Origin of the sequence: Geofilum rhodophaeum (assembly GCF_002210225.1) — a bacterium.
Lineage (GTDB): Bacteria > Bacteroidota > Bacteroidia > Bacteroidales > Marinilabiliaceae > Geofilum > Geofilum rhodophaeum.
Map to the genome: position 1 here is coordinate 61,363 of NZ_MWUJ01000013.1, position 22,466 is coordinate 83,828.

General features: G+C 51.8%; 14 protein-coding genes. 4 read left to right on the top strand and 10 right to left on the bottom strand.

Translation table 11 applies throughout. The features are described 5' to 3' along the window. Positions 1–6: 6 nt before the first annotated feature. From B4W65_RS12155 to B4W65_RS12190, 8 genes are all read right to left on the bottom strand, one after another. Entirely contained in the window at positions 7–3,177 is a 3,171-nt protein-coding gene (locus B4W65_RS12155; RefSeq protein ID WP_088655437.1) for a SusC/RagA family TonB-linked outer membrane protein, read from the bottom strand. 360 nt (positions 3,178–3,537) lie between these two features. Then, positions 3,538–7,770 (bottom strand): hybrid sensor histidine kinase/response regulator transcription factor, encoded by a 4,233-nt coding sequence (locus tag B4W65_RS12160; protein ID WP_088655438.1) that lies wholly within the window; start codon positions 7,768–7,770, stop codon positions 3,538–3,540. Between the two features lie 110 nt (positions 7,771–7,880). Further along, a complete protein-coding gene (locus tag B4W65_RS12165; protein WP_088655439.1) occupies positions 7,881–8,714 on the bottom strand; it encodes a restriction endonuclease in 834 nt (277 codons plus the stop codon). Between the two features lie 266 nt (positions 8,715–8,980). Next, positions 8,981–10,270, bottom strand: a complete 1,290-nt coding sequence (locus tag B4W65_RS17460; protein ID WP_205741267.1) for a mechanosensitive ion channel family protein — start codon at positions 10,268–10,270, stop codon at positions 8,981–8,983. Next, positions 10,270–13,284: an ATP-binding protein gene (locus tag B4W65_RS12175; RefSeq protein ID WP_088655441.1), complete on the bottom strand. Its 3,015-nt coding sequence runs from the start codon at positions 13,282–13,284 to the stop codon at positions 10,270–10,272. Before B4W65_RS12175 ends, B4W65_RS17460 begins: the two co-directional genes overlap by 1 nt. 68 nt (positions 13,285–13,352) lie before the next feature. After that, the gene (locus B4W65_RS12180) at positions 13,353–14,501 is read right to left on the bottom strand and encodes an N-acetylmuramoyl-L-alanine amidase-like domain-containing protein (protein WP_240509568.1); all 1,149 of its coding nucleotides are present in this window, start codon (positions 14,499–14,501) and stop codon (positions 13,353–13,355) included. 148 nt (positions 14,502–14,649) lie between these two features. Beyond that, on the bottom strand, positions 14,650–15,423 hold the full coding sequence (locus B4W65_RS12185) for a sulfite exporter TauE/SafE family protein (protein WP_088655443.1): 774 nt from the start codon (positions 15,421–15,423) through the stop codon (positions 14,650–14,652). Between the two features lie 107 nt (positions 15,424–15,530). Then, a complete protein-coding gene (locus B4W65_RS12190; protein ID WP_146697782.1) occupies positions 15,531–16,349 on the bottom strand; it encodes a helix-turn-helix domain-containing protein in 819 nt (272 codons plus the stop codon). A gap of 125 nt (positions 16,350–16,474) precedes the next feature. Between B4W65_RS12190 and B4W65_RS12195 the strand changes: the two genes are divergently transcribed. After that, positions 16,475–16,774, top strand: coding sequence for a helix-turn-helix domain-containing protein (locus tag B4W65_RS12195; protein ID WP_088655445.1), 300 nt, complete (start codon positions 16,475–16,477; stop codon positions 16,772–16,774). Positions 16,775–17,118: 344 nt separating this feature from the next. Here B4W65_RS12195 and B4W65_RS12200 read toward each other — a convergent pair whose 3' ends face one another. Together B4W65_RS12200 and B4W65_RS12205 are read right to left on the bottom strand one after the other, a co-directional pair. Then, on the bottom strand, positions 17,119–17,445 hold the full coding sequence (locus B4W65_RS12200) for a helix-turn-helix transcriptional regulator (protein ID WP_240509569.1): 327 nt from the start codon (positions 17,443–17,445) through the stop codon (positions 17,119–17,121). Between the two features lie 3 nt (positions 17,446–17,448). Then, positions 17,449–17,679, bottom strand: a complete 231-nt coding sequence (locus B4W65_RS12205) for a type II toxin-antitoxin system RelE/ParE family toxin (RefSeq protein ID WP_088655446.1) — start codon at positions 17,677–17,679, stop codon at positions 17,449–17,451. Positions 17,680–18,076: 397 nt separating this feature from the next. Between B4W65_RS12205 and B4W65_RS12210 the strand changes: the two genes are divergently transcribed. The 3 genes from B4W65_RS12210 to B4W65_RS12220 are packed head-to-tail and all read left to right on the top strand — an operon-like array spanning position 18,077 to position 22,456. Continuing rightward, on the top strand, positions 18,077–19,645 hold the full coding sequence (locus B4W65_RS12210) for an acyl-CoA carboxylase subunit beta (protein ID WP_088655447.1): 1,569 nt from the start codon (positions 18,077–18,079) through the stop codon (positions 19,643–19,645). A 35-nt stretch (positions 19,646–19,680) separates the two neighbouring features. Beyond that, entirely contained in the window at positions 19,681–20,475 is a 795-nt protein-coding gene (locus B4W65_RS12215; RefSeq protein ID WP_240509570.1) for an enoyl-CoA hydratase-related protein, read from the top strand. A 16-nt stretch (positions 20,476–20,491) separates the two neighbouring features. After that, on the top strand, positions 20,492–22,456 hold the full coding sequence (locus B4W65_RS12220; RefSeq protein WP_088655449.1) for an acetyl/propionyl/methylcrotonyl-CoA carboxylase subunit alpha: 1,965 nt from the start codon (positions 20,492–20,494) through the stop codon (positions 22,454–22,456). The last annotated feature ends 10 nt before the right edge of the window (positions 22,457–22,466 follow it).

A 22,466-nucleotide genomic window follows, 5' to 3' on the forward strand; every position in this document is an offset into this window, starting at 1 on the left:
TAATGGTTAGAAGGTGAGGTTAAGTCCCAAAGTATAAATGCGTGGTGAAGGATAACGGGCATTGTCCACTCCGCTTAACAGGGCATTCTGCTGATGAGCACCCACCTCAGGGTCGTAACCCGAATACTTGGTCCAGGTGTACACATTCTGAAGGTTGGCATATACCTTGGCGTTTTCCATACCAATCTTACTCACCCACTTGCGAGGCAAGTTGTAGCCCAAAGAGATGTTTTGTATGCGCAGGTAAGAGCCATCCTCTACATAGCGATTGCTCATACGGTTGTTGGCATTGGATGATGAAGCCGAAAGGCGATACATATCGTCGGCCCCGCCTACCACTTCTAAATTACGGTAGTCGTTCTCCGGACCATTGGCATCGACCACACCCAGGCGGGCATAATCCCGTGCGCTCACCAACAGGTTGTGGTTCTCTCTGGGATTCTCGAGCCAGCGACGCTGATAGTTAATGACGTCGTTACCAAAGGAACCGCCGAGTTGTACCGAAAGATCAAAGCCTTTGTAGGCAAAGCTGTTGCCAATACCAAAGGTAAACTTAGGCTCGGGATTGCCAATAAAGGTCCGGTCGCTGTCGTTGATGACGCCATCGCCATTAACGTCCTCAAAAATATAGTCGCCGATCCATACGCCCGACTCGGCAATACCAATCCCTTCGGGACGGGCCACCTCTTTAACCTGGCCATTGGCGTCCTTATAGTAGAAATCGGTTCCTTTGTTAAAGCGACCAATCACTTTATAGCCATAGAACTGACCGATGGACTTACCTACAACGGTGCGGGTTACCGGGGTAACTTCAGAACCTTCCTGCACCGTAACATCGAGGGTACTGGTTTCGGTATCCAACTCCATCACCTTGTTGCGGTTGAGAGAGAACACCAGGTTGCTTCGCCATTGGAAACCACCACGATCCACATTTACAGTATTCAAAGTCAGCTCGATCCCCTTATTCTCCAAAGAACCGATATTGCCCCAAGGGGGGGTGGTAGAGCCCTGCCCCTGCGAACCCAAGTAAGCCGGCAAGGGAAGACGCAGCAACAGGTTGTCGGTCTTCTTATAATAAACGTCGGCGATAAATTCTACACGATTCTGAAACAGGCTGACGTCCAGGCCCAGGTTGCTGCTTTGGGTGGTTTCCCATTGCAGAGCCGGGTTGGCGGTGTTGCCGGCCAACTGACCGGTTCCCCAAATGGTGGTGACCGATGACATAACAGAAGTGTAGGCATAGGCGTCGGTACTTTGGTTACCTACTTTTCCCCAACCGGCGCGCAAACGCAGGTTGCTGACGATCGGATTGTCGCGCAGAAAGGACTCGTTCGAAATCCTCCAGGCTACTGCCGCTGAGGGGAACCAACCCCAACGATTGTCCTCGGCAAAGTTGGAAGAACCGTCGTGACGCAGGGTGGTAGTCAGCATATAACGGTCGTCGTATGAATAAAATACACGTCCAAAATAAGACATCATGGCGTGGAACCCACTGTTGCCATTGGCTTGAGAGGTGGTACCGTCACCGGCATTCAAATCGTGGGCGGCATTGTTCAGAAAACCAGAGCGATAACCGTACAAATATTCCCAGTTCGATTCCTGCATCTCCTGACCCAGCATGGCGTTAACGCTGTGTACTTCGTTAAGGGTACGGGTGTAATTCAGAATGTTGTTCCAGGACCAATACTTGCTGTAGGTCTTTACCCGCTCGGATTGAATAACGTCGTTGCTCAAGGCGCCAAAGCGGTACGAGGGCGTAAAGCGGTACTCGTTGTTCATATTAAAATCGCTCGCAAGCTCGGTCTTCAGGCTTAGGCCTTTAAGCAGGGTTGCTTCCAAAAAGATGCCACTGCGTATGCCGAGGCGCTCTCTGTCGTTCTCGCGAATGCTGGCCAAACCAACCGGATTGGTTTGTACGTACATGTTGTCGTCGGGACCGTCAAAAGTACCCTCTGCATTACGAACCGACACGTTGGGGGTTTGCTTCATAGCCGTTTTGATCATGGTATCGTTGTTGGCGTTATCGCTGCCAATAGACAATACCTGATTGGTGTTACTCAAGGAAAAGTTAACACCGGCCTTTAACCAGTCTTTTACCTGACTGTCGAAATTTCCACGCAGGGTAATACGATCAAAACCGGAACCTATGGCAATACCTTCCTGGTCGAGATAACCCAGTCCGAGGGCGTAAGTCGATTTTTCACTACCTCCGGAAACCGAAAGGTTGTGGCTCTGCATGAAGGCACGCTGATAAAGGGCATCCTGCCAATCGGTACCCTCACCCAAAATGGAGGGATCGATGAAATAGGAGTCGTCGTTGACGATGTTGGCTTCGGCTCTTTCATTTTTGTGCTCGGCATACTGACGCAAATCCATCAGGTCGAGACGGGTAGGAATCTCCTGGTAACCCATGTAACCATCATAGGTCACCCGGGCTGTTCCTTTTTCTCCCCGCTTGGTGGTAATAAGAATAACTCCGTTGGCACCACGCGAACCGTAAATGGCCGTTGCCGAGGCATCCTTCAATACGTCCATGGTAAGGATGTCGGAGGGGTTAATGGAGGCCAGGGGGTTGTTGGAGGAGGAGCCGCTGTTGCCATCGATGACTACGCCATCGATAACAAAGATGGGTTCGTTGGTGGCATTGATGGAGTTGACGCCCCGAATCCGGATGGAGGAACTGGAACCCGGAGCTCCGGAGTTCTGCTGCACCTGTACCCCGGCAGCACGGCCCTGCAACACCTGATCGATGGAGGTGGGGACCGATTTTTCGATGGCCTCATTGGATACGGATACCATAGAACCGGTCACATCGGTCCTGCGCATGGATCCATAACCTACTACAACCACTTCGTCGAGCGACATATAAGACTCTTGAAGCACAACATTGATGGTGTTGCGGTTGTCCACCGAGACCTTCTGGGATTCAAAACCCAGAAAATTAAAAACCAAAACACTGTTGCCAGGAGCATTCAGGCTATAATTGCCATCAATGTCGGTGATTACTCCTGAAGAGGTACCCTCAATAAGGATACTCACGCCCGGAAGGGGGCTGCCCTGCTGATCCATTACGCTTCCAGAAACCGTGAGGTTCTGCGAAAAAGCGAAAAATGGAACGGTCAGCAGTAACAAAAAGGCAAGTACGATGCCTTTGCTGAACACATTAGTTTTTCTCATAAATACAATAATTTGGTAAAGCGATAAATGTGATTGGGGTCAATCACCAATTAAGTCAAATTAACAGAATTTGGTCTGTGCTGTTCTGCCTACATCAATAAAAAAAAATTTAAGTCCAACAATTACATTTCAACGGAGTAACCACATTCAGTCCGCTCCTACAATTTGAACACCCAGAGGGCGAATAATACAATTTCACATTTGAATGTTAAAATTGATTAATACAAATGTAAGTGTAGTACCTCTAAGAAAGGGGTAAAAAAATGTGAATTAAGGGGAAATTTATATCCGACCCGGAAGCTGTATTGCCGGGAGACACCGGCAACACATTACCTTACAAACATTTACAGAAAGCCGTCTTTAACTGTGGTGCTGTTTGAGGTAATCGGTGGGTTTCACGCCCATCTCTTTCGTAAAACACTTGCTGAAGTATTTGGGATCGGAAAAGCCGACCATAAAACCGACCTCGGAGACGGACAATTTATCCTGGCGGAAAATCTGTGCCGCTTTTTTAATGCGCATGGATCGGATGAACTCTACCAGGGAAAGACCGGTGAGACCTTTCACCTTTTTCAGGATGATGGAGTGACTCATGTGCATTTCGTCGATGAGAAAGGACACGTCGAAGGTGGGATCGGCCAGTTTCTGCTCGGTAATTTCCATAAGCCGTTTCAAAAAGCGCTCGTCCATTGGCGTAATGGCCTCCTCGGTGGGTTCGAGCACCATTTGTTTGCTGAAGCGCTGCTTAAAGGCCTCACGCGATTGCAATACAGAAGCCACCTGGGCTTCCAACACATGAATGTTGAAGGGCTTGGTCAGATAAGAGTCGGCACCGGATTCGAAACCTTCGACCATGTGCTCATCATCGGTGCGGGCCGTGAGCATCACCACGGGAATGTGGCAGGTCTCCTTACTGGTTTTTAGCGCACGCGTCACCTCTATCCCGCTCATCCCCGGCAACATCACATCACAAATAACCAGATCGGGCATCAGTCCCGCCAGTTCTTCATGGGCCTTTCGGCCGTTATGAAACACAACGGTTCTGAATCGGGGGGCGAATACCTTTTGCAGGTAATCAGCCAGGTCGGCATCGTCTTCCACAACCACCAAAAGCGCCTGCTTTTGGTCGCCCTTGCTGGCCGACAACCCCTGCTCTGAGTCGCTGAAGTCTGCTGAGCTGCTTTCCTCTGTAACGTCCTCCTGATGCGAGTAGGCTGCTTCCTGCTGCAGGTTGCCCTCGGGCAGCAGCACTTCAAAGCAGCAGCCCTTAGCTTCCAGATTGTAAGCTTTAACACTGCCCTTCATTTTCTCGACAAAATCACGCACTATGGAGAGGCCAATCCCCGAACCGGCCAAATGCTCATAACCTTCGCTGCGTACCTGATAAAAACGATTAAATACATTGTCGATCTCGCTTTCGGGAATGCCGGGTCCCTCGTCGCAAAAGCGCAGCGTGTACCAGGATTCGGCCTCTGAATTTTGACTGTAATCGATGCTCAGGTGCAAGGTGCTTCCTGGCGGTGCATATTTCACCGAATTGGACAAAAGATTATGCACAACGGTGGTCAACAAGCGCTTATCTGCAGAAACCAGGCTTTCGTTAGGGGCCTTAATCTCCACTTGCACTTTGTTTTGCCGCAATAGAGGCTCAAAGTCAAGCAGGGTTTCCTGGACCAGCGTCTCGAGCGGAAACACCGAGTTGCGCAGACTCAGTTCTCCTTTGTCCATTTTCCGCAGTTCGAGGAGTTGGTTGACCTGGGTCAGCAGGCGTTTCACATTCCTGTAGATCATATTCAACACATCGCGGGTCTCCCGGTCGAGCTCCTGCCGGTCGATCAACTGCTGCAGCGGAGCATGAATCAGGGTCAGGGGGGTACGGATTTCATGCGACACATTGGTGAAGAAGCGCATTTTGGCCTCGGCAATTTCGGTTTCTTTTTTGTGTTCCAGACTCTCGATGATCAGTTGATTCTTCTTTTTTACGGCAATCAGAGAGTATTTCCTGAAAACAAAGAGTAAGAAAAGGAAGAACAGTCCGTACAACAGGTAGGCCCATACTGTTAGGTACACGGGCGGATCGACAATAAGGGTAAGTTCCCGTACCTCGGGGGCCCAAACGCCATCGTTGTTGGTGGCGCGCACTTGCAGGGTATAGGTGCCAAAACGCAGGTTGGTATAGGTTACCCGACGATTTTGACTGCCGGTTTCCTGCCACTCGTCGTTAAAACCGACCAGACGGTAGGCGTAACGGATCTTGTCGGGACTGGAAAAGTGGAGGGCCGAAAACTCAAAGGAGATCTCATTGTCGGAGTGGGCCAAACGCAGCTCCTCACTCGAAAAGATGTTTTTATCGAGCAGCACCCGGTTGCCGATTTTTTGACGGGGCAACACGCTGCGGTTGTGCAGTCGAAAATCGGTAATGGCCACCCGTGCATCAAAGGGGTTGTTCACAATGCTGTCGGGATGAAAGATGGTGATGCCGTTGACGCCACCAAAAAACAAGTGACCGCTTGCGGCATCACGAAAGGCGCTGTTGAGGTTGAATTGCTCTCCGGGCAGGCCGTCGTTGCGTCCAAAAGAAACCAGGTTGCCACTGGACGGATGATAGCGGCAAAGGCCTTTGTTGGTCCCCAGCCATAAATGTCCCGTTTCATCCTCACGAATACTGTAAACGAGTCCCCCCGGCAAACCATCCTGCTCGCTGAGGTGACTGAAGCTGACCTGCCCCTTTAATATCTCAGAAACAGGGGTACTGCGACCTAGCTCTATTTTGTTGAGTCCACGCCCGGTAGCTACCCAAAGATTGCCGTAACTGTCCTCCCGAATATCGTACACATCGTTATAGGCCAGGGTGTTTGATTCGCCGCTTTGGTGACGAAACACAGTAAAACTACCACGTCGCCGCATCACATCCTCAATGGGCGCAACACTGAGTCCGCCCCCCTTGGTGCCCACCCACAGCAAATCGCGCGAATCTTTAAACACGACCAGGGCCTTATCGCTGCCCAGCCCCAGCATGTGGGCGGGGGTTTCGTTGTAGCGCTCGATTTGACGAGAGTACTTGTTAATGTAACCGATGCCCTGCCCCCAGGTACCAAACCAAATGTTGTCGCGATCGTCTTCGAAGAGGGAAAAAATGAAACCATCGACAACGTAGCTGTCGAAACGCCGACCGTCGTACACCACCAGACTGTTGGCGGCTGATCCTATCCAAAGCATGCTGTCGCTGTCGAGCAACAGGGCGGATATTTCACTTTTCCAGGCCCCGTCGCGCAGGATGACCCGGGGAATGTTTTGCAGGCGCTGCAATTGACCGCCGCTGCGACGAAAGACATCAATACCCGAAGCGGCCGTGCCCACCGCCAAAACATTTTCATTCCCTGTGATGGCCGTAACCAGGTTGTCGCTGAGGCCGTTTTGCTGCCCGGGCAGCAAAACTTTAAACTGCTTGGCGTACAAATCGAGATAGACCAGCTCATGACTTTCGGTGCCTACCCACAGCACCCCTGTCCGGTCAATCAACAAAGCATTGATGATGTTATCGGGGATGCCATTCTCCGAACTTTCCGAATAAGTAAAAACCTCCTTCACCGTATTGTCGGCCATTCGTACCAGTCCCCCACCCCTGGTGGCCAGCCACAGATTGGCCTGGTCGTCTTCGGTAAAATCTTCGACCCAGTCGACCGGCAAACGCCTGCCTTCAGGTGCATCGGCATGAAAACGTTGCACCCGCCAGCTGTTGTTGTTGAGACGATGGGTTAAGCGAAACAGGCCATCGTAGGAGGAGGCCCACAGCTGGCCCTGGCTGTCGCGCCGTATTTTGGTGAAAACGGTTCTATCAATGGTTTCCTCTGAAATGGAGCGAAAAGCAGTCCCGTCATCCATATCGTACTCGAACAAACCTTCCTCTGCCCCTACAAGCAGCTTGCGCTCACTGTGCTGGTAAACCGATACCACGGAAATATTCTTACGTATGGGGCCAAAGGGCTCATTGGTGTGTCGTCTGTAAATGGCGTTGCGCGAGGCATTAATAAAACGGCCTTTGTCCTCCCCCTCCCCGGGCTCATAATAAAACAAACCCTCTGAAGTCCCTGCCCACAGCCGCCCCTGACGGTCGATGTACAAGTCGCGGATGAGGTCGTCGTAGGTGAGCCCGTTGTAACGGGTTATGCGACTGTTTGATAAATCGAGCCGGTTGATGCCTCCGCTGCGGGTGCCAATCCACAAGTAACGATGGTCCTGTAATTCGAGGCAGCTGATCTCATTATTGGAGAGGGTGCCATCATCGTCTATGTCGTATTTGTAACTGACGTACTCGTAGCCGTCGAAACGATTAAGTCCGTCCTTGGTCCCAATCCACAAAAACCCCAGACTGTCCTGCACCATAGCCAACACCGAGGACTGAGAAAGCGAGGATGGGGTCAGCACATTACGAAAGCTGCTGCCGGCTTGCACGGAAGTATGCCACATCAACAAGACCAGAAAGGCCAAACCGGAAGCACCTTTGAAAAATCGACTTCTGCCTGGCTGGGCGCCACGACGCCTATGCGTAGAACCGCCATATCTTCTGCTGCGCTTCGATTTTCCTTCCATAATGTTTCTTCTCTAGTGGCTGTACAACAAACCCCGCAACATGCTGCCATTACAGGACAGCACAGACAAGGTGAATTTTCCACAAATATTGTGAAAATTTTTCAATCCAGCTACAACAAAGCCTCTACCTCTTTAAGCACACGCTGCTGCTTTGAGGGCAAAACCCCTAATGAATCAAGAAGTTCAGGCTTTTCGTGCAGCTGCCGACAAAGCACGGTCCCGCTGGCCAAAAGTTTTTGCTTTTCGGCCTTGGTGAGGGAAGTAAGTGTAGTTATGGGAAACAAATGATGTTGTTCTACCAAGTGCTTCAGGTTCTGCTCCTGAGGAAAATCCCAGCTCATTAAATACAAACCACTACAAATTCCAAAGGCCTGGGCATCGGAGGTAAATCGGGTATTGGTAACGACCCAGCCCTGAAATTCAAAATTGCGGTACTCCTCAAAAGTCTGCCTTTTGTTGATGATGTCGTTGACCCGGGATCGGATGTACAGAGGCACCTGAACGCTGGCGTATTTGCCCTGACTGTTGTAGTATTTGCACTCGACCAGGTGCTGCAAACGGTGGTTGGTGGCAACAACATCCACCTCGTGCTGTACGCACATTCCGGAGACTTCCTGTCCCACCTCCACCTTGTAGCCCTGGGCCCGGAAAACTTCACCAATAAATTGCTCAAAGGGATAGCCCGAGGGGCCCATTTCCATGATGGCTTTTTTCAGGCTGTAACGGGCTGCTGCACTGCGTTGGTATTTTCGCAAAAGGGCAAAGGCCCTGCCATAAATCTTGCGGGTGGGCATACCGCTTTCAACCCAGGAAAGGATGTCGTCGATGACCAAACGTGCCAGTTTGTCGTCGGCACCAACGCGCTGCAATGAGCCTTTTAGCTTCTCCTCTGAAAAGGGTACCATTTCGCCCGAGGCTTTTTGAATAAGGATTTTTTGTGACATAGTATTCTTCCAATAAACTGAATAGTGTATTAAATTTTCCCTTAAGGCTGTATAAGCTTAGCCTGCTTTATTCATAAGTTGTCGTTATGAGATACTCAAATACCAATAAATATGGACAACCGCAAAGAAAATGGACGCAGGGAATAATAAATTATTTTCAAATCCATTTTGTTGAGGACGTCCGTATTTAGCAGGTAGTTGGGCATCGTAATAGATAATTTATGAATAATGCAGGTTAGGGACTTATATTTACTCTCCTTTGATTTTTACTGTTCGATAGCTGAAGACCCGGCTGCCCTTTTTCCCAAATTATCGTAGCCCAGGTCCTCTTTGCTGATCAGTTTTTGCGCCAGCAGCTCACGCACCACAATTTCTGTCATGTCGCTCTTGAACTGAAACTCATAGCGGATGTCCATTACATAAGCCTTCAGGCGCATTTTCAAATAAGATCTGCGCTCAAACATTTCATTAAAAAACAGCACCACAATGGGCTTATTCAGGTAAATAAACTTACTGACCTGAGCGGCCTCGGTGGCAATTTTTCGTACTTTTTGGGTATCCACATCAAGAGGCAGAATGATTTCGGCCACCACCTGGCAATTGAGCTCCCCCATATTGGCATTGGAAACCGCGGCATTCATCAATTCCATATTAGGTACCGACACCACCGAATCGTCGGGGGTAACCAGCCGGGTGGCACGCAGACCAATTTCCAGCACTTCGCCGTAATGCGAACCAATCTCTATTTTATCGCCCACCTGAAAGGGCCGGTCGAACAAAAGCATAATGCCGCCAAATACATTCTTAAGCAAATCCTGAGCAGCCAGTCCCACCGCTATGGCCACCGAGGCACCCAAAGCCAGCAGGGTTTCGAGCGGGGGATTAAAAACGCCCTTTATAATGGCCACCAAAAAGAGGGTCCACAATACAATACGTACCACCGGAACGACACTCTTTATGGTGATGCGCACCTGGGCGCTTTTCTCGGCAAAAGCTTCCAGAATACGCACAAGTAAGCGAATAAACAGGTAAGCCACCACCAGCAGTACCAAGGCCCAGAATATTTTTCCAAAAGACAGAATTTGCAGCACTTCATTGGGGGTCTCGGGTAAATCTACTCCCCCTGCCCGCTTCTGATCGCCCTCCTCTTCAGTCGAAGCCGAAACCGAAGTCGGCGCCGAAGCTGAAGCTGAAGCTGAAGCTGAAGCCGAAGCCGGAGCCGGAGCCGGAGTCTCAGCCTCAGCCGGAGTCTCAGCTGCGACCTGAGTTTCATCTATAGCGGGACCCGGGGGCGCTTCCACCGGGGGCAAGTCGTCGCTTTTCGGCAGATCATCCACCGGGGGGACAGCAACAACCTGAACACTGTCGGCAAGGACACCCCTTTCATGGACTGCCCCTACCGTCACCCCGGAAGTATCCACAAGCTGAACACTGTCGGCCACACCTGGCCTAGGCGACCACAGCAGGGGGTTGTTTTCAAACTGCCTGGACTGGCCTTCCATCACGCCGACGCCCAGGTAAAGACAGCCTATTAGGAGATAAAGCACTTGTTTCATCAGCTGATAAAATTTCGTGAGTGCAGGTAGTTCACTACGGGATTAAACACAATGGGGTTGATGGTGAATTTTTGACGGGGCCGAATCAGAAAACCTTTTTCGAGCATAGGAATCAAAAGATTTTTAGCTGCGGCTTCGGACTTTCCCATTACCGAACAGAAATCGGCCAGACAAAGGCCGTCGTGCAGAACAATGGTCTGCAGAACAAACAATTCCTCGGCCTTGAGTTCCTTAATAAAAGAAAAGTCTATTTCCTTAATGTAACCAATATCTATGCTGTGTTCATGCACTTTTCGGGTCTGCCGCAACCAATAAAGCTGGGCAAGACTGATGTTGCCGTAGCTGAGGCGCGAGAGCTTGCGAAACAACTGCTCCCGCAGGTAAACTTGTTGCTCGCGTTCTTCCATAGCCGCAAAATCTTTGCGTTCACGAGTTTCGGGATCGGGTAAAAATTGAAGGCGGAAACCGCTGATCTTATTGCGACGGGTAATGATCTCTTCGATGGCTTCGGTAGATAAGGCTTGCAGAAACACTTCATTGGTGAAGTAATTGGAAATGTACAGGGTCTTATCCAGATAGGCCCAGGTATGCGTAGTAAAAGCGCCGGCCCAAAACACCTTTTTCATGGTGTTGGACATCAACTCAAAGAGTCGCTGAAGGTTTTCAAAACCATTGACCTGCTTGAGGTAAAAATGCTGCAGATTCTCAATCACCACCACGCGACTATCGCCCTGGTTGAGCCAGGCAATCAGTACCTCGTTGGAAGTAAAGGGCTGGTCGGGCTGAAACAATTCGTTGAAAAAATCGAGGTACTGGGCCAGGGTGAAATTCTTGGCCCCCAGTGTGGCCCGCAGAACGGGAATGGTAATGTGGGTTTCGGCCAAAAAATGGTTGAGTAGGGAGCTCACCCCGCAGCCTTTATCGCCAATAACGGCTACCGTTATAAAACGATCCTTCTGCCAGTTGGTCCAGGCCTGCTTCAATTCACCCAATTCCTTTTCGCGATTCACAAAAAACCGGGTTTCATTGGTGGGGGTGAGTTGAAAAAGTCGCTGGTAAACAAAGGGCAGCTGACGCAACACCTCCTGGGTTTCGTTGATGAACTCTGAGAGCTCAAAAGTCATGTATTTCTTATGCTCCACAAAGCCCACCCGTTGCTTGATGTCCTTTACCAGCCGCAATAGTTTCAGATAGCCGCTTTTCATCACGCGCCACAACTGCGGCAAGAGGGTACGAAAACCTTCCAGAACTTGTTTGCGCAAGCGACGCGATTGTTCCAGGGCTTTAATCCGGGCCACTTTTAAGTTGAGCTCAAAAACATTGTCGGTGTTCTTCAGCTTTTGCACATCGAGGTTAAACTGAATAATGCCGCCTTTCAACTCAGCATCGGCCTGCTCGGGAATGCTCTGAACCAGCGAGCGTGCCTCACGCAGCTGCTCCCTGGCACGACGGGCACCCTCGAGGGCTCCCTCCAAAGCCTTGTCGGCCCCTCCATCGGCCTCCCCCAATAAAAGCAGGGCCGATTCCAGACTGAAATCCCATACGGTGGCCAGTCCCATCAGCTGCAGACGTGCCTCCTCAAGGCGTTGCTCGCTGTACAGGCGCAGCGCCTTAATGCGTTTTTGCAGGGCGGGGATGGCCTCAAATTGCAGCAACTCACGGGGCGAAATCTCCTCGATGCTTGAAGCAGAGGCCCCGGAAAAATATCCGCGTTGCTTGATGTAGGTCCTTTGCTCCGCCAAACCTTGCAACAGCTTATCCAGCTCCGTTTTCAACAGGTCGAAATCTCCCGTAAAACTGATGCTCAGCTTTTCAACCAGACCCGCCAGGTGCCGATCGGCCAGGTCGTGCTGGGCGTTGCGTCTTTCCTTTCGCAACACGGCACCGGGATTGCCCGGTGCTTCCTCTTCGAGACGCCGGCGACTGTCCGACAAATAAACCTCAATTTGCTCAAAAGCGGCATCCAAATCTTCTTCCAAATGCTGGAGCATGCTGCCCTGCATACGATGGTAGGCGCCAAAGACCGAAAAATATAAGTGCGAAAGCTCCACATCCATCGCCCAATCGTCGGCCAGTGCCAGATAGGTCCGGTTCCAGTCGCCCAACTTTCGTTGACTCTTATGCAGACTTTGTTGAACCTGACGGCGAAGCACTTCGGGGCGGAAGCGCTTCTGCGAAACATAAAGGGTATCGAGTTTGGGCAGGAGGCGATCGGCCTCGTTAAAGGCAGACTGTATCAGCTCCTGGTGGGCACGCACAAAGGTTTCCAGGGCCATCTCGCCACCCTTTACAAGCACCTTGAGACGCGACAATAAGCCTTCGGGAAGCAGGGCAGCATCGGGCTGCTCCTGCAAAACGCTGAAACTGTAATTATCCACCGCTTCGTCCAACTCCCAAATGCCGGCCACAAACTTACTCTGCCCGCTTAAAAAATCATCGAACAGGGGCAGTAATCCCGGCCAGTAAGTGCTGTAAATTTGTTCGCTGAGTAGGGCGCGGAAGGGCAGGCGACGGTTGCGATAAACCGTTACATCCAGGGGCGCTTTGCGCAGCAGGCGGCGACCGGCATTGCGTGAACGACGCAGCCGGGTGCGCAGCTGCAGCTTGAAGTTGAACCAGAGGGCCGATGGATAAAGCAGGGGATTGCGCAAGGCACTGAGTTGGTAGGACCGACTGACTTCCCTAACCACCAGCTGACTGGCTTGTGCTTCTACATAGGTCTTACAGGCCTCGTCCATCTGCTGGGGCAAATGGCCATAGCCCTCCTGCTGCAAGCCATCCTTCCAATGCCTGAGCTCGGCGAAAAGCTGGACCCTAAAGGCCTGAAGCGCCACCACATAGGCAGGTCCGGCCTGCTCTTTTTCGTCTTGGGCGGCTTCATAAAGCTGCTGGTAACGAGCGGCCAGTTCGGCTGCGCGTTCCTGACGCTGGGTGAGAAAGTGATTAAGAACAGCGGCCACTTCGCCCAAAAAGTGTTGCTCCGCTTCCCTGATTTCGGAATTCTTGTAGGCCATACGACGGATCGGTTGCAAAAAGTCGGCCCTCGCCGGTGCGGTGCAGGCAGACCCCTACAAGATAGCAATTATTTGGTGAGCACTACAGCGCTGCACCATTTTTTTGGCGGCAGGGGACGCGCTGCCAGAATGCCACGCACGCCGGACATTCCTTTCACGTAATCGCTCAAGGGCACAGGACTTATTTCTACCTGATTATTGCGGGTGGAAGCGTGCAAAAGATGCAAGCGCCCCTCACGAAAAGTGGCCAAGCCGGTGTGGGATACATCCAAGCCCTTTACGCGACTCACAAAGGCTAGGATGTCGCCCTCCTGCAAATGCTGCTCGGCGGCGGCTATGTGAGCATTCGGCAAATAGGACAACTGCTGTCCGCGCTGCGCCAGTTCCAGGGTCCGGAGACGATTTACCAGGGTGCTATCCCGGTCGAGTTGCGGATAAAGATGAGGATGGGTGGACATAAAATGCAGGTCGATCTGCAGCGCTTCAGCACCAGGCAGGTCCCGTAAAATCTGCAAACGTCCCCGCTGCTCGTTATCGAGCAGCCACTCACTGAAATAATGCAGGCGCGACAAATAGCCCTCGCACGTCCCGCCCCGATAACGATATCCCTCCAGTTCCTCCAAAAAAATCAGGCGCCTTTCTGCTTCAGGTTCTGCCTCCCGGGAAACTGTCCTCGCTTTGTCCTCAACAGCCAGCTTATCGGAATAAACTGCACCATGGGGGCAAGCTCCGGACACCGCCTTCCGCTCTGCCTCAAAATAAGTCCTCCATTGAGGCAGCTCATCCGGCTGAACGCCAGCCGCAGCCAGCGCCAACACATACTCCACAAAGGTCGTGCAATCCATTTCCTCCAGATTCACCACCACTTGCTCCTCTCCTTCACTTTCCAGGGTAGCCCCTACATAGGGCGTCCCGATGAAAGTCTCGCCCAGGGCGATAAGACCGGTTCCGTAATTGTCCCAAACCGAATCTGCAGGATGTCCCCCGTCAAATACCCCTGCGCCCTGTTCTAATGGGCGCTCTTCACCTGCAGAAGCAGCTGCACCCGTGGGCAACGCTGCCCTTACACGACCGGTATCGGTAACGCTCAGTGCCGCATAAACAAAACCTGCGGTCAAGGCCAGAACCAGCAGCACGCCCCCCCAAAACTCAAGCCGCGCAGCTCCGGTAAGCTCCCACGGAGAAAAAGAGTTTTGGCGCTTAAGACTTGGGCCCACTGCTGAGGGCCTAAGATTTATTTTACCAGATGAAGGCATAATTTCTATTTCTGAAGGCTGAAATTAGCACATCCGGCTCAAAAAAGCAGCATTCAGGAGCAAGTTCCTGCAACATTACAGCAAAAGGCCCCCCAGACCTAAGTCCACTTTAAATCCATCCTGCCCCCAAAGCCACGGACAGTACTATGAGCATAATGGCCACGGTCACCTGTACAAAATGCAGGGTCACCTTTTTCAACAGCTTATTGCCCAGGTAGGCCCCGGCAATGGCAGCAATGGTGGCGATAATCACCAAATTAAGATTATCGATGAGTCCCGCCTTGGTAAAGCGCGTAGCATACACACTCAAACGGGTAAAATCAACAAAGGTCGACACCACTACCGCGGTACCTACAAAGGCCTCCTTCGAAAGGCCCGCCTTAATCAGAAAAGCACTGCGCAAAGCCCCCTGATTGCCCGAAAGGCCACCAAAAAAGCCACTCAGAGCACCACCCAGCGGCAACTTTTCCCGGCCAAACTGCAGGCGACTGAAATAAGGAATCAAATCCATGCTGGCAAAAATAATGAGCAAAATGGAGATGATGAACTTAACCGGGTAAACCTCAAAGTGGCGACCTAAAAAATGGTAATCGAACAAAGGTTGGGCATCGGGTATGTGCAGCAAGAGCCAGGCCCCGACAAAGGCAGCAACAACAGCCGGAATACCAAAACGTAAAAGCGTTCCTTTATCGGCCTGCTTCCCCACTAAAATCAGTTTAAAGATGTTGTTGAAAAAATGCACCACTCCGGTCAGCGCAATGGCCAAATCTACCGGAAAAAAAATCATAAAAACAGGGGTCAGTATGGTACCCAGACCAAAGCCCGAAAAGAAAGTCAACAAGGCCACCACAAAGGCCGCCCCACTAATTATAAGTATGTCCATAAGTCTTCTTCATTTGGTTAGATTACAAAAGTACAATACAGAACACCCAATTTCATGGTATAAGCGAAAGTGATTTTGGTACAAATGAAACGCGCAAGGAGGATCCCTTACTTAAAATACTGATTCCTGAACTGCAGAGGAGTAATGCCCTCGTGGCGCTTAAAAAACTTCACAAAGTGCGAGGCATCGCTGAAATGCAACAAATCGGCAATCTCATTCATCGTAAGGTCGGTATGCAACACGTAGCGCTTGGCCTCCAGCAGCAAATCCCGGGCAATAAGTGCCCCGGCACTTAGTCCCGCCTGGCGGCGACAAATCCCGTTTAAATTCTGTGGAGTGGTATGCAGCTTTTCGGCATAGTCGGACACCCTGTGCAGGCGGGGGCCCTCCTGCATCAAAAGGGACTTAAAACGGTCAAAGAGCGACGAACGCGGCAAATCTTCCTCCACCGCCTCAGCTTGCTGCAATACCATGGCCATAAGTGCCTGCAACAAACCATGCATAAACGCCCTCGAGAAGCGTGCAGGAGCCTTGTACTCCCGGTACAAAGCAGCGAGCAAAGCCTGCGGAAATCCCTCCCTCGTCAGAACTACCCGTCGCCTGGCCGACAAACGCCGATGCAAATCCACCAGTGAACGCTCCGTCAGGGCGTCCAACTCCTCTTCGGTAAACAACACAACAAAGCCCTTCGGCACCGCCGTAAACTGCCAGTAGTGTACCTGACCCGGCTGCAACAAATAAAACTCAGGGGCAGTCACCCGAAACTCCTCCTCCTCAATCCAATGAAAACCCTCCCCCTCGCTCAAAAACACCAGTTCAAAATACGCATCGTGCTTATGGGGCCGCGTCTTCTTAATCACCTCCTTAAAACGCGACACCTTAAAGGTCAATCCCCCTTCCAGCTTATTCTTCACATCCAATTCCACACCTCCAGAATTTAAACCGCTTAACCCAACACCTCTTCCTCCAAAGCCGAATGCCTCCCCACACAAAACTACAAAACCCCAACGACATCCCCCACCCCTACGCTCATCCCGGAAAAAGCAAAAACATGATTGAGCATAAAGAACTATCGACCTTTGACGAACTTATCGAAAAAGAGCATGGGCCAATTGGCTCAGATTCACGTGTAGAATACGAGGCAAGAGCCCAAATGTTCATTGTCAGTGAGATGCTTAAAGCAGCAAGAAAAGAAGCCAAATTGACACAAGAGGAGCTGGCCATCAAGGCAGGTACCCAAAAAAGCTACATCTCAAAAATCGAAAATGGTAAAGGCAATATTCAATTGTCAACCCTGATCCGGATCTTCGAAAAAGGACTGAACCGAAAAATCGGATTTACTTTCTTGTAGGCCCACATCTCCCCTTCCCCTCACTCTGGAAGGGAAGTGGAGCAAAACATCGACCTACAGAAAACAGCTCGTATAAGCGCAGAGGTGTACCTTCAAGCCTCAGATTATTTCCGATTAAGAGCATTTGTGAAGTGAACGTAAAAATCCGGGCTGTTTGAGCCGCAGGCGAGTTCCCGGATTTTAGTGAACGAAGCAAAGGCTCCGGAAATAAGCGAAAGCGCAGAAGGTACACATCAAGCCTAAGGAATAGAAATTTTATGTCAGACGCAAGATTGCACTACGACCACCCGATTTCCGTGCTTGTAGTGGAGCATCCGGAGGTATTAGGCGAACTTCAAACCAGTCTAAGCAATATTTACTTTTTGGTCTAACAATTCAATATTGAAGTTTATCTTCGCATTCAAAGCTTTAAAAACTTTCAAGATCGTTTCAAATCTTGCGTCTGTCAAGCTGTTTTCAATCTTCGAAATTTGGGCTTTCTGCACACCAATCAGCTTTCCTAATTGTTCTTGTGTCAAATTCCTTTCTTTTCGGGCTTGCTTAATCGCTTCACCTAATAAATCCAGTCTCAATTCGTTCTCAAAGCTATCTCTTTTAGGTGTTCCTTTCTTTCCGATGTATTTATCGGTTAACTCGTCAAGGCTCGTAGTCTTCATCGGATCTTTTTTCATGGTCTAAATGCTTTTTCGTTCAAAATACTCTTTCCTTATTCTCTCCGCTCTCTCAATTTCTGATTTCGGAACTTTTGCGGTTTTCTTAATAATTCCGTGTGTTGAAATTACAACCGTATCCGGCTTATCTGACTTGTCCCAAAATGCAATTACTTTCTCACGCGTTTTTTCATCAAGACTCTCAACAAACTCCAATGCTTCGTCTAACAACTCAACTTTAAACCTTTCAGTCACTGCTCATTTTTTCTCAAAGATAATAGTTTCCTCTATAGGAAACAAGATATTCATTTCTTAACTTATTGGCAAAACACTCACTCCGGAAGGAAAGTAGTGCAAGATAGCGACCTACAAAAAACAACTCGTCCAAGCGCAGATGCCTGTTGTTAAGCCTCTGATTATTTCCGGTAAAGAACCATTGAGAAAGTCGCGTAAAAAATTCTTGCTGTTTGAGCCACAGGCGAGTTCAAGAATTTTAGCGACTTGAGCAAGGGTTCCGGAAATAAGCAGTAGCGCAAACAACAGGCATCAAGCGGAAGGAACAGGTGTTTTATGTCAGACGCTAGATGACACTACGACCACCCTTAAACAAAAATCCCCCTCCCTCGTTTATTCAGCATAAACCCCAGAAGCCATGACAAACAACACCCGGGAATACCACCAACAGTTGAGCAACGAACTCCTGCAACGCCTGCGCCGCGTCGCCCAGGGCGGGCCACAGAAAATGCGCGACAAACACACCCGGCGCGGCAAGCTCCTCGTGCGCCAACGCATCAACAACCTGCTGGACCCCAACACGCCCTTTCTCGAGCTGTCGGCCCTGGCCGCTGAGGACCAGTACAACAATGAATTCCCCGGGGCGGGACTCGTCACCGGGGTGGGACTCATTCATAAGAGGGAAGTAATGATTGTGGCCAACGACGCCACCGTAAAGGGCGGCACCTACCTCCGCGAATCCATCAAAAAGCATTTGCGTGCCCAGGAAATTGCCGCAGAAAACAACCTGCCCTGCGTGTATCTGGTCGATTCGGGCGGCATCTTTCTGCCCGAGCAGGCCAGGGTATTCCCCGACAAAGAAGATTTTGGCCGCATTTTTTACAACCAGGCGCGACTTTCCGCAGCGGGCATCCCGCAAATATCCATCGTGATGGGCTCCTGCACGGCAGGCGGTGCCTACATTCCCGCCATGAGCGACGAGACCATCATCGTGCGCGACCAGGGGACCATATTCCTGGCGGGACCGCCCCTTGTTAAGGCAGCCACCGGCGAGGAAGTCACCGCCGAGGAATTGGGCGGCGCCGAAGTACACACGAGCATTTCGGGGGTGGCCGACCATCTGGCAGAAGACGATGAAGACGCCCTGCGCATTTGTCGCCAACTCTTCGAAAACCTGCCCCGTGCACCCAAGCAGCAACTCGACCGCCAGGCCACACAAGCACCGGCAAAGGCGGCCGGGGGACTGTACGACCTGCTGCCGAAACCGGGAGGCAGCTGGCCCGATGTTCGGGAAATTATTGAGCGTCTGGTCGACGGCAGTCCCTTTCAGGAATTTAAAAAAAACTACGGCACCACACTGGTGACCGGTTTTGCCCGTCTGCACGGCTACCAGGTGGGCATCCTGGCCAACAACGGCATTCTGTTTTCCGAGTCGGCCCTCAAAGGCACCCACTTCATCGAACTCTGCAATGCACGAGGCATTCCCATGATTTTTCTGCAAAACATCACCGGCTTTATGGTGGGCAAGGAATACGAACACGGTGGCATTGCCAAAGACGGCGCCAAAATGGTGCACGCCCTGGCCAATGCCTCCGTACCCTTTTTCACGGTGCTCATTGGCGGCTCTTACGGAGCAGGCAATTACGCCATGGGGGGACGGGCCTACAATCCCCGCTTTCTGTTCATGTGGCCCTCTGCCCGCATCTCGGTAATGGGGGCACGGCAGGCCGCCCAGGTACTCATCACCCTGAAAAAGGACCAGGCGGCGGCCAAAAAGGAGGAAGTGGCCCCTGAGGTGCTGCAGCAAATAGAACAAAGCATTTTTGAGAAATACGAAAACGAAGGCTCGCCCTGGTACAGCACCTCGCGCCTGTGGGACGACGGGGTAATTGACCCCCTGCAAACGAGGGATGTGCTGGGCCTGGCGCTGGAAACAGCCCTGAATGCGCCGTTTAAAAAGCCGCACTATGGCATTTTCCGAATGTAATGTCTATTTTAAGGAGCTGAACCAAAAGCGGAATTATGACCTTGATTAAAAAGTTCTCGAACGGAATTTGCCATCTTCAATTGAATCGCCCCGCTAAAAAGAATGCCTTGAATGCGGGCATACTGAGCGAGCTCACCCGTTTTTTTGAGGAAACGGCGACCAGCAGCCAGTTTCATGTTCTCGTGCTGAGTGGCAACGGCGGTTTTTTCTCAGCGGGGGCCGACCTGGACTGGATGCGCCAGGCCAGCAGCCAGTCGCACGAACAAAACCTGGCAGATGCCCACCTCTTTAACCGCCTTTATGCGGCGATGTTCCACTACCCCAAACCCATTGTGCTGCGGGTTGATAAAGGGGCTTATGGCGGGGCTCTGGGACTGCTGGCTTGTGCCGATGTGGTGACCTGCGGGAGCGATGCGCGTTTTGCTTTTAGTGAGGTGCGCCTGGGACTGGTACCGGCTACGGTGGCACCTTGGGTGGTGCAACGCATTGGAGCCGCAAAAGCCCGGGAATTGTTTTTAAGTGCTGCGCCCTTTGATGCTGAAACCGCGCGGGCAGCCGGACTGGTCAACCATATTTTTCCGGGAGAAAAACTGGACCTTAAAACCCGCGAACTAGCCACCCAAATCGCCCAAAACAGTCCCACCGCCCTACGTGCCACCAAAGTTTTACTGAACCGTTTGGCCCTCTCCGTTGTTCCTGTGGATGAGGACCTGCAAGCTTATTGTGCCGGACTCATTGCCGAAGCAAGAACCGCACCCGACGGACAGGAAGGGGTGGCGGCCTTTTTCGAGCAAAGAAAAGCGAAGTGGAACAATTCTCAGGGAGGATAACAAACAAGATTTACCCATGCACAACAGCACGGTGCAGTTTAGGCCTGTGGGGCGACTGCTGATTGCAAACAGAGGGGAGATTGCTGTGCGGATCCACCGCACAGCAAAGCGGATGGGCTTAACAACCATAGGCGTGGTTACCCAGGCGGAGCCAGAGACCCAGGCCGATGAAGCGGCCTGGCTGCAGGGCGACACCTTGGCTGCGACCTATTTGAATGCCGATGCCCTGGTGGCCTTGGCCTTGAAATATGAAGCCGACGCGGTCCACCCCGGTTATGGCTTTTTGTCGGAGAACGCCGATTTTGCAGCCAAAGTGGAGGCCGCCGGCCTCCTTTGGGTGGGGCCCTCCCCCGAGGCCATCCGCAGGATGGGCGACAAGGTAGAGGCACGCAAAACGGCCCTGGAACTGGGCTTACCGCTTACCGCTTCGGCCGAAGGCAGTCTGGAAGAAGTACTGAGCCAAAGCACACAACTCAACTATCCCTTACTCATTAAAGCCGCTGCCGGTGGTGGCGGCAAGGGCATGGTAAAGATTGCCGACGAACAGGCCCTGCTGGAACGCTTGCCACAAACGGCACGTGAGGCCGCCAGTTACTTTGGCGACGACCGCCTGTATGTGGAAGAATACCTGGAGGCCCCGCACCACATTGAAGTGCAGGTGCTGGGCGACCGCCACGGCAAGCTGGTGCATTTGTACGAACGGGAGTGCAGCATTCAGCGCCGTTACCAAAAAATTATTGAGGAGGCCCCCAGCAGCAATATTTCTGCAGAAAAGCGGGCCGAACTGACCGCCGATGCCCTGCGCCTTTGTCGCGCCATCGGCTATTACAGCGCAGGGACGGTGGAGTTTTTGGTGGACGCAAAGGGCAGGCACTACTTTCTGGAAATGAATACCCGTCTTCAGGTTGAACATCCGGTGACCGAGCGCATTACGGGGCTCGACTTGGTGGAAGAACAGCTGAAAGTGGCTATGGGACTGCCTTTGGACCTGACTCAGGAACAAATCACCTGCAAAGGGCACGCCATCGAGAGCCGCATTTATGCCGAAGACCCCTTAAACGATTTTAGTCCCGCCCCCGGTCGCCTCCTTAAAGTGCAGTGGCCCGAAGCAGGCTTGGCGCGGACCGACACCTGGATTGAGGGTGCGGCAGAGGTGAAGCCGGACTTCGACCCGATGGTGGCCAAAATAATTACGCATGCTGCTACGCGGACTGAGGCCATACAAAAGCACTTGCTGGCCCTGGAGCAGGTGCAGTTGGGGGGACTCACCCACAATACGGATTACCTGCTGCAGGTGCTGCGGAGCAAGGCTTTTGCGGCCGGACATACCACAACCGCTTTTTGCAGCAACTTCAAATACCAGTCGGCCAACCACCTGAATCCGGAAGTGGTGGCGGTGGCGGGACTCCTACAAGTCATGCGGGGGAGCGACCAGGGCGCTACCTTGTGGCAGCAAATGGGCTTTTGGCGGCAGGAACAAGAAAGCACCCTGCAAGTCAACGACCACCTATACCACCTGAGCTGGGAACAATCTGACCACGCCCTGTGGGTCGCCGTTAACCAACAAAACCGCTACCGGGTGGAGGAGCTGGAGTGGAAGGGCGACCGACTGCGCTTTGTTTTGGCCGGAAAAGTTCTGCATTTCGACAGCTACCCGGGAGAAAAGGACGGCTTTGTGCTCGTGCACAAAGCCAGCAGCTACCGGGTGAGTCGGCCCAGGACGGTACTGCGCAGGTCGCAGCACCCGTCGGGGACCGCTTCCTCCAACCAAGTCACGGCCCCCATTCCCGGACGCATCGTGGAACTGAGAGTACAGGCGGGCGACACGGTTGAAGCGGGTCAATCCCTCCTGGTGCTGGAAGCCATGAAGATAGAAAACCATTTGAAGGCAGAACGCAGCGGCGTGGTGCGCAGTGTACATGCTGCGGTGGGACAACAAGTCAAGGCCAAGCAGATTTTGGTGGACATCGACAACAACTGAAACAGAAATC

Bases quoted from the DNA above. Each gene is read 5' to 3' on its own strand.
- B4W65_RS12155 (WP_088655437.1), bottom strand. From the start codon at position 3,177: ATGAGAAAAACTAATGTGTTCAGCAAAGGCATCGTACTTGCCTTTTTG.
- B4W65_RS12160 (WP_088655438.1), bottom strand. From the start codon at position 7,770: ATGGAAGGAAAATCGAAGCGCAGCAGAAGATATGGCGGTTCTACGCAT.
- B4W65_RS12165 (WP_088655439.1), bottom strand. From the start codon at position 8,714: ATGTCACAAAAAATCCTTATTCAAAAAGCCTCGGGCGAAATGGTACCC.
- B4W65_RS17460 (WP_205741267.1), bottom strand. From the start codon at position 10,270: ATGAAACAAGTGCTTTATCTCCTAATAGGCTGTCTTTACCTGGGCGTC.
- B4W65_RS12175 (WP_088655441.1), bottom strand. From the start codon at position 13,284: ATGGCCTACAAGAATTCCGAAATCAGGGAAGCGGAGCAACACTTTTTG.
- B4W65_RS12185 (WP_088655443.1), bottom strand. From the start codon at position 15,423: ATGGACATACTTATAATTAGTGGGGCGGCCTTTGTGGTGGCCTTGTTG.
- B4W65_RS12195 (WP_088655445.1), top strand. From the start codon at position 16,475: ATGATTGAGCATAAAGAACTATCGACCTTTGACGAACTTATCGAAAAA.
- B4W65_RS12200 (WP_240509569.1), bottom strand. From the start codon at position 17,445: ATGAAAAAAGATCCGATGAAGACTACGAGCCTTGACGAGTTAACCGAT.
- B4W65_RS12210 (WP_088655447.1), top strand. From the start codon at position 18,077: ATGACAAACAACACCCGGGAATACCACCAACAGTTGAGCAACGAACTC.
- B4W65_RS12215 (WP_240509570.1), top strand. From the start codon at position 19,681: ATGACCTTGATTAAAAAGTTCTCGAACGGAATTTGCCATCTTCAATTG.
- B4W65_RS12220 (WP_088655449.1), top strand. From the start codon at position 20,492: ATGCACAACAGCACGGTGCAGTTTAGGCCTGTGGGGCGACTGCTGATT.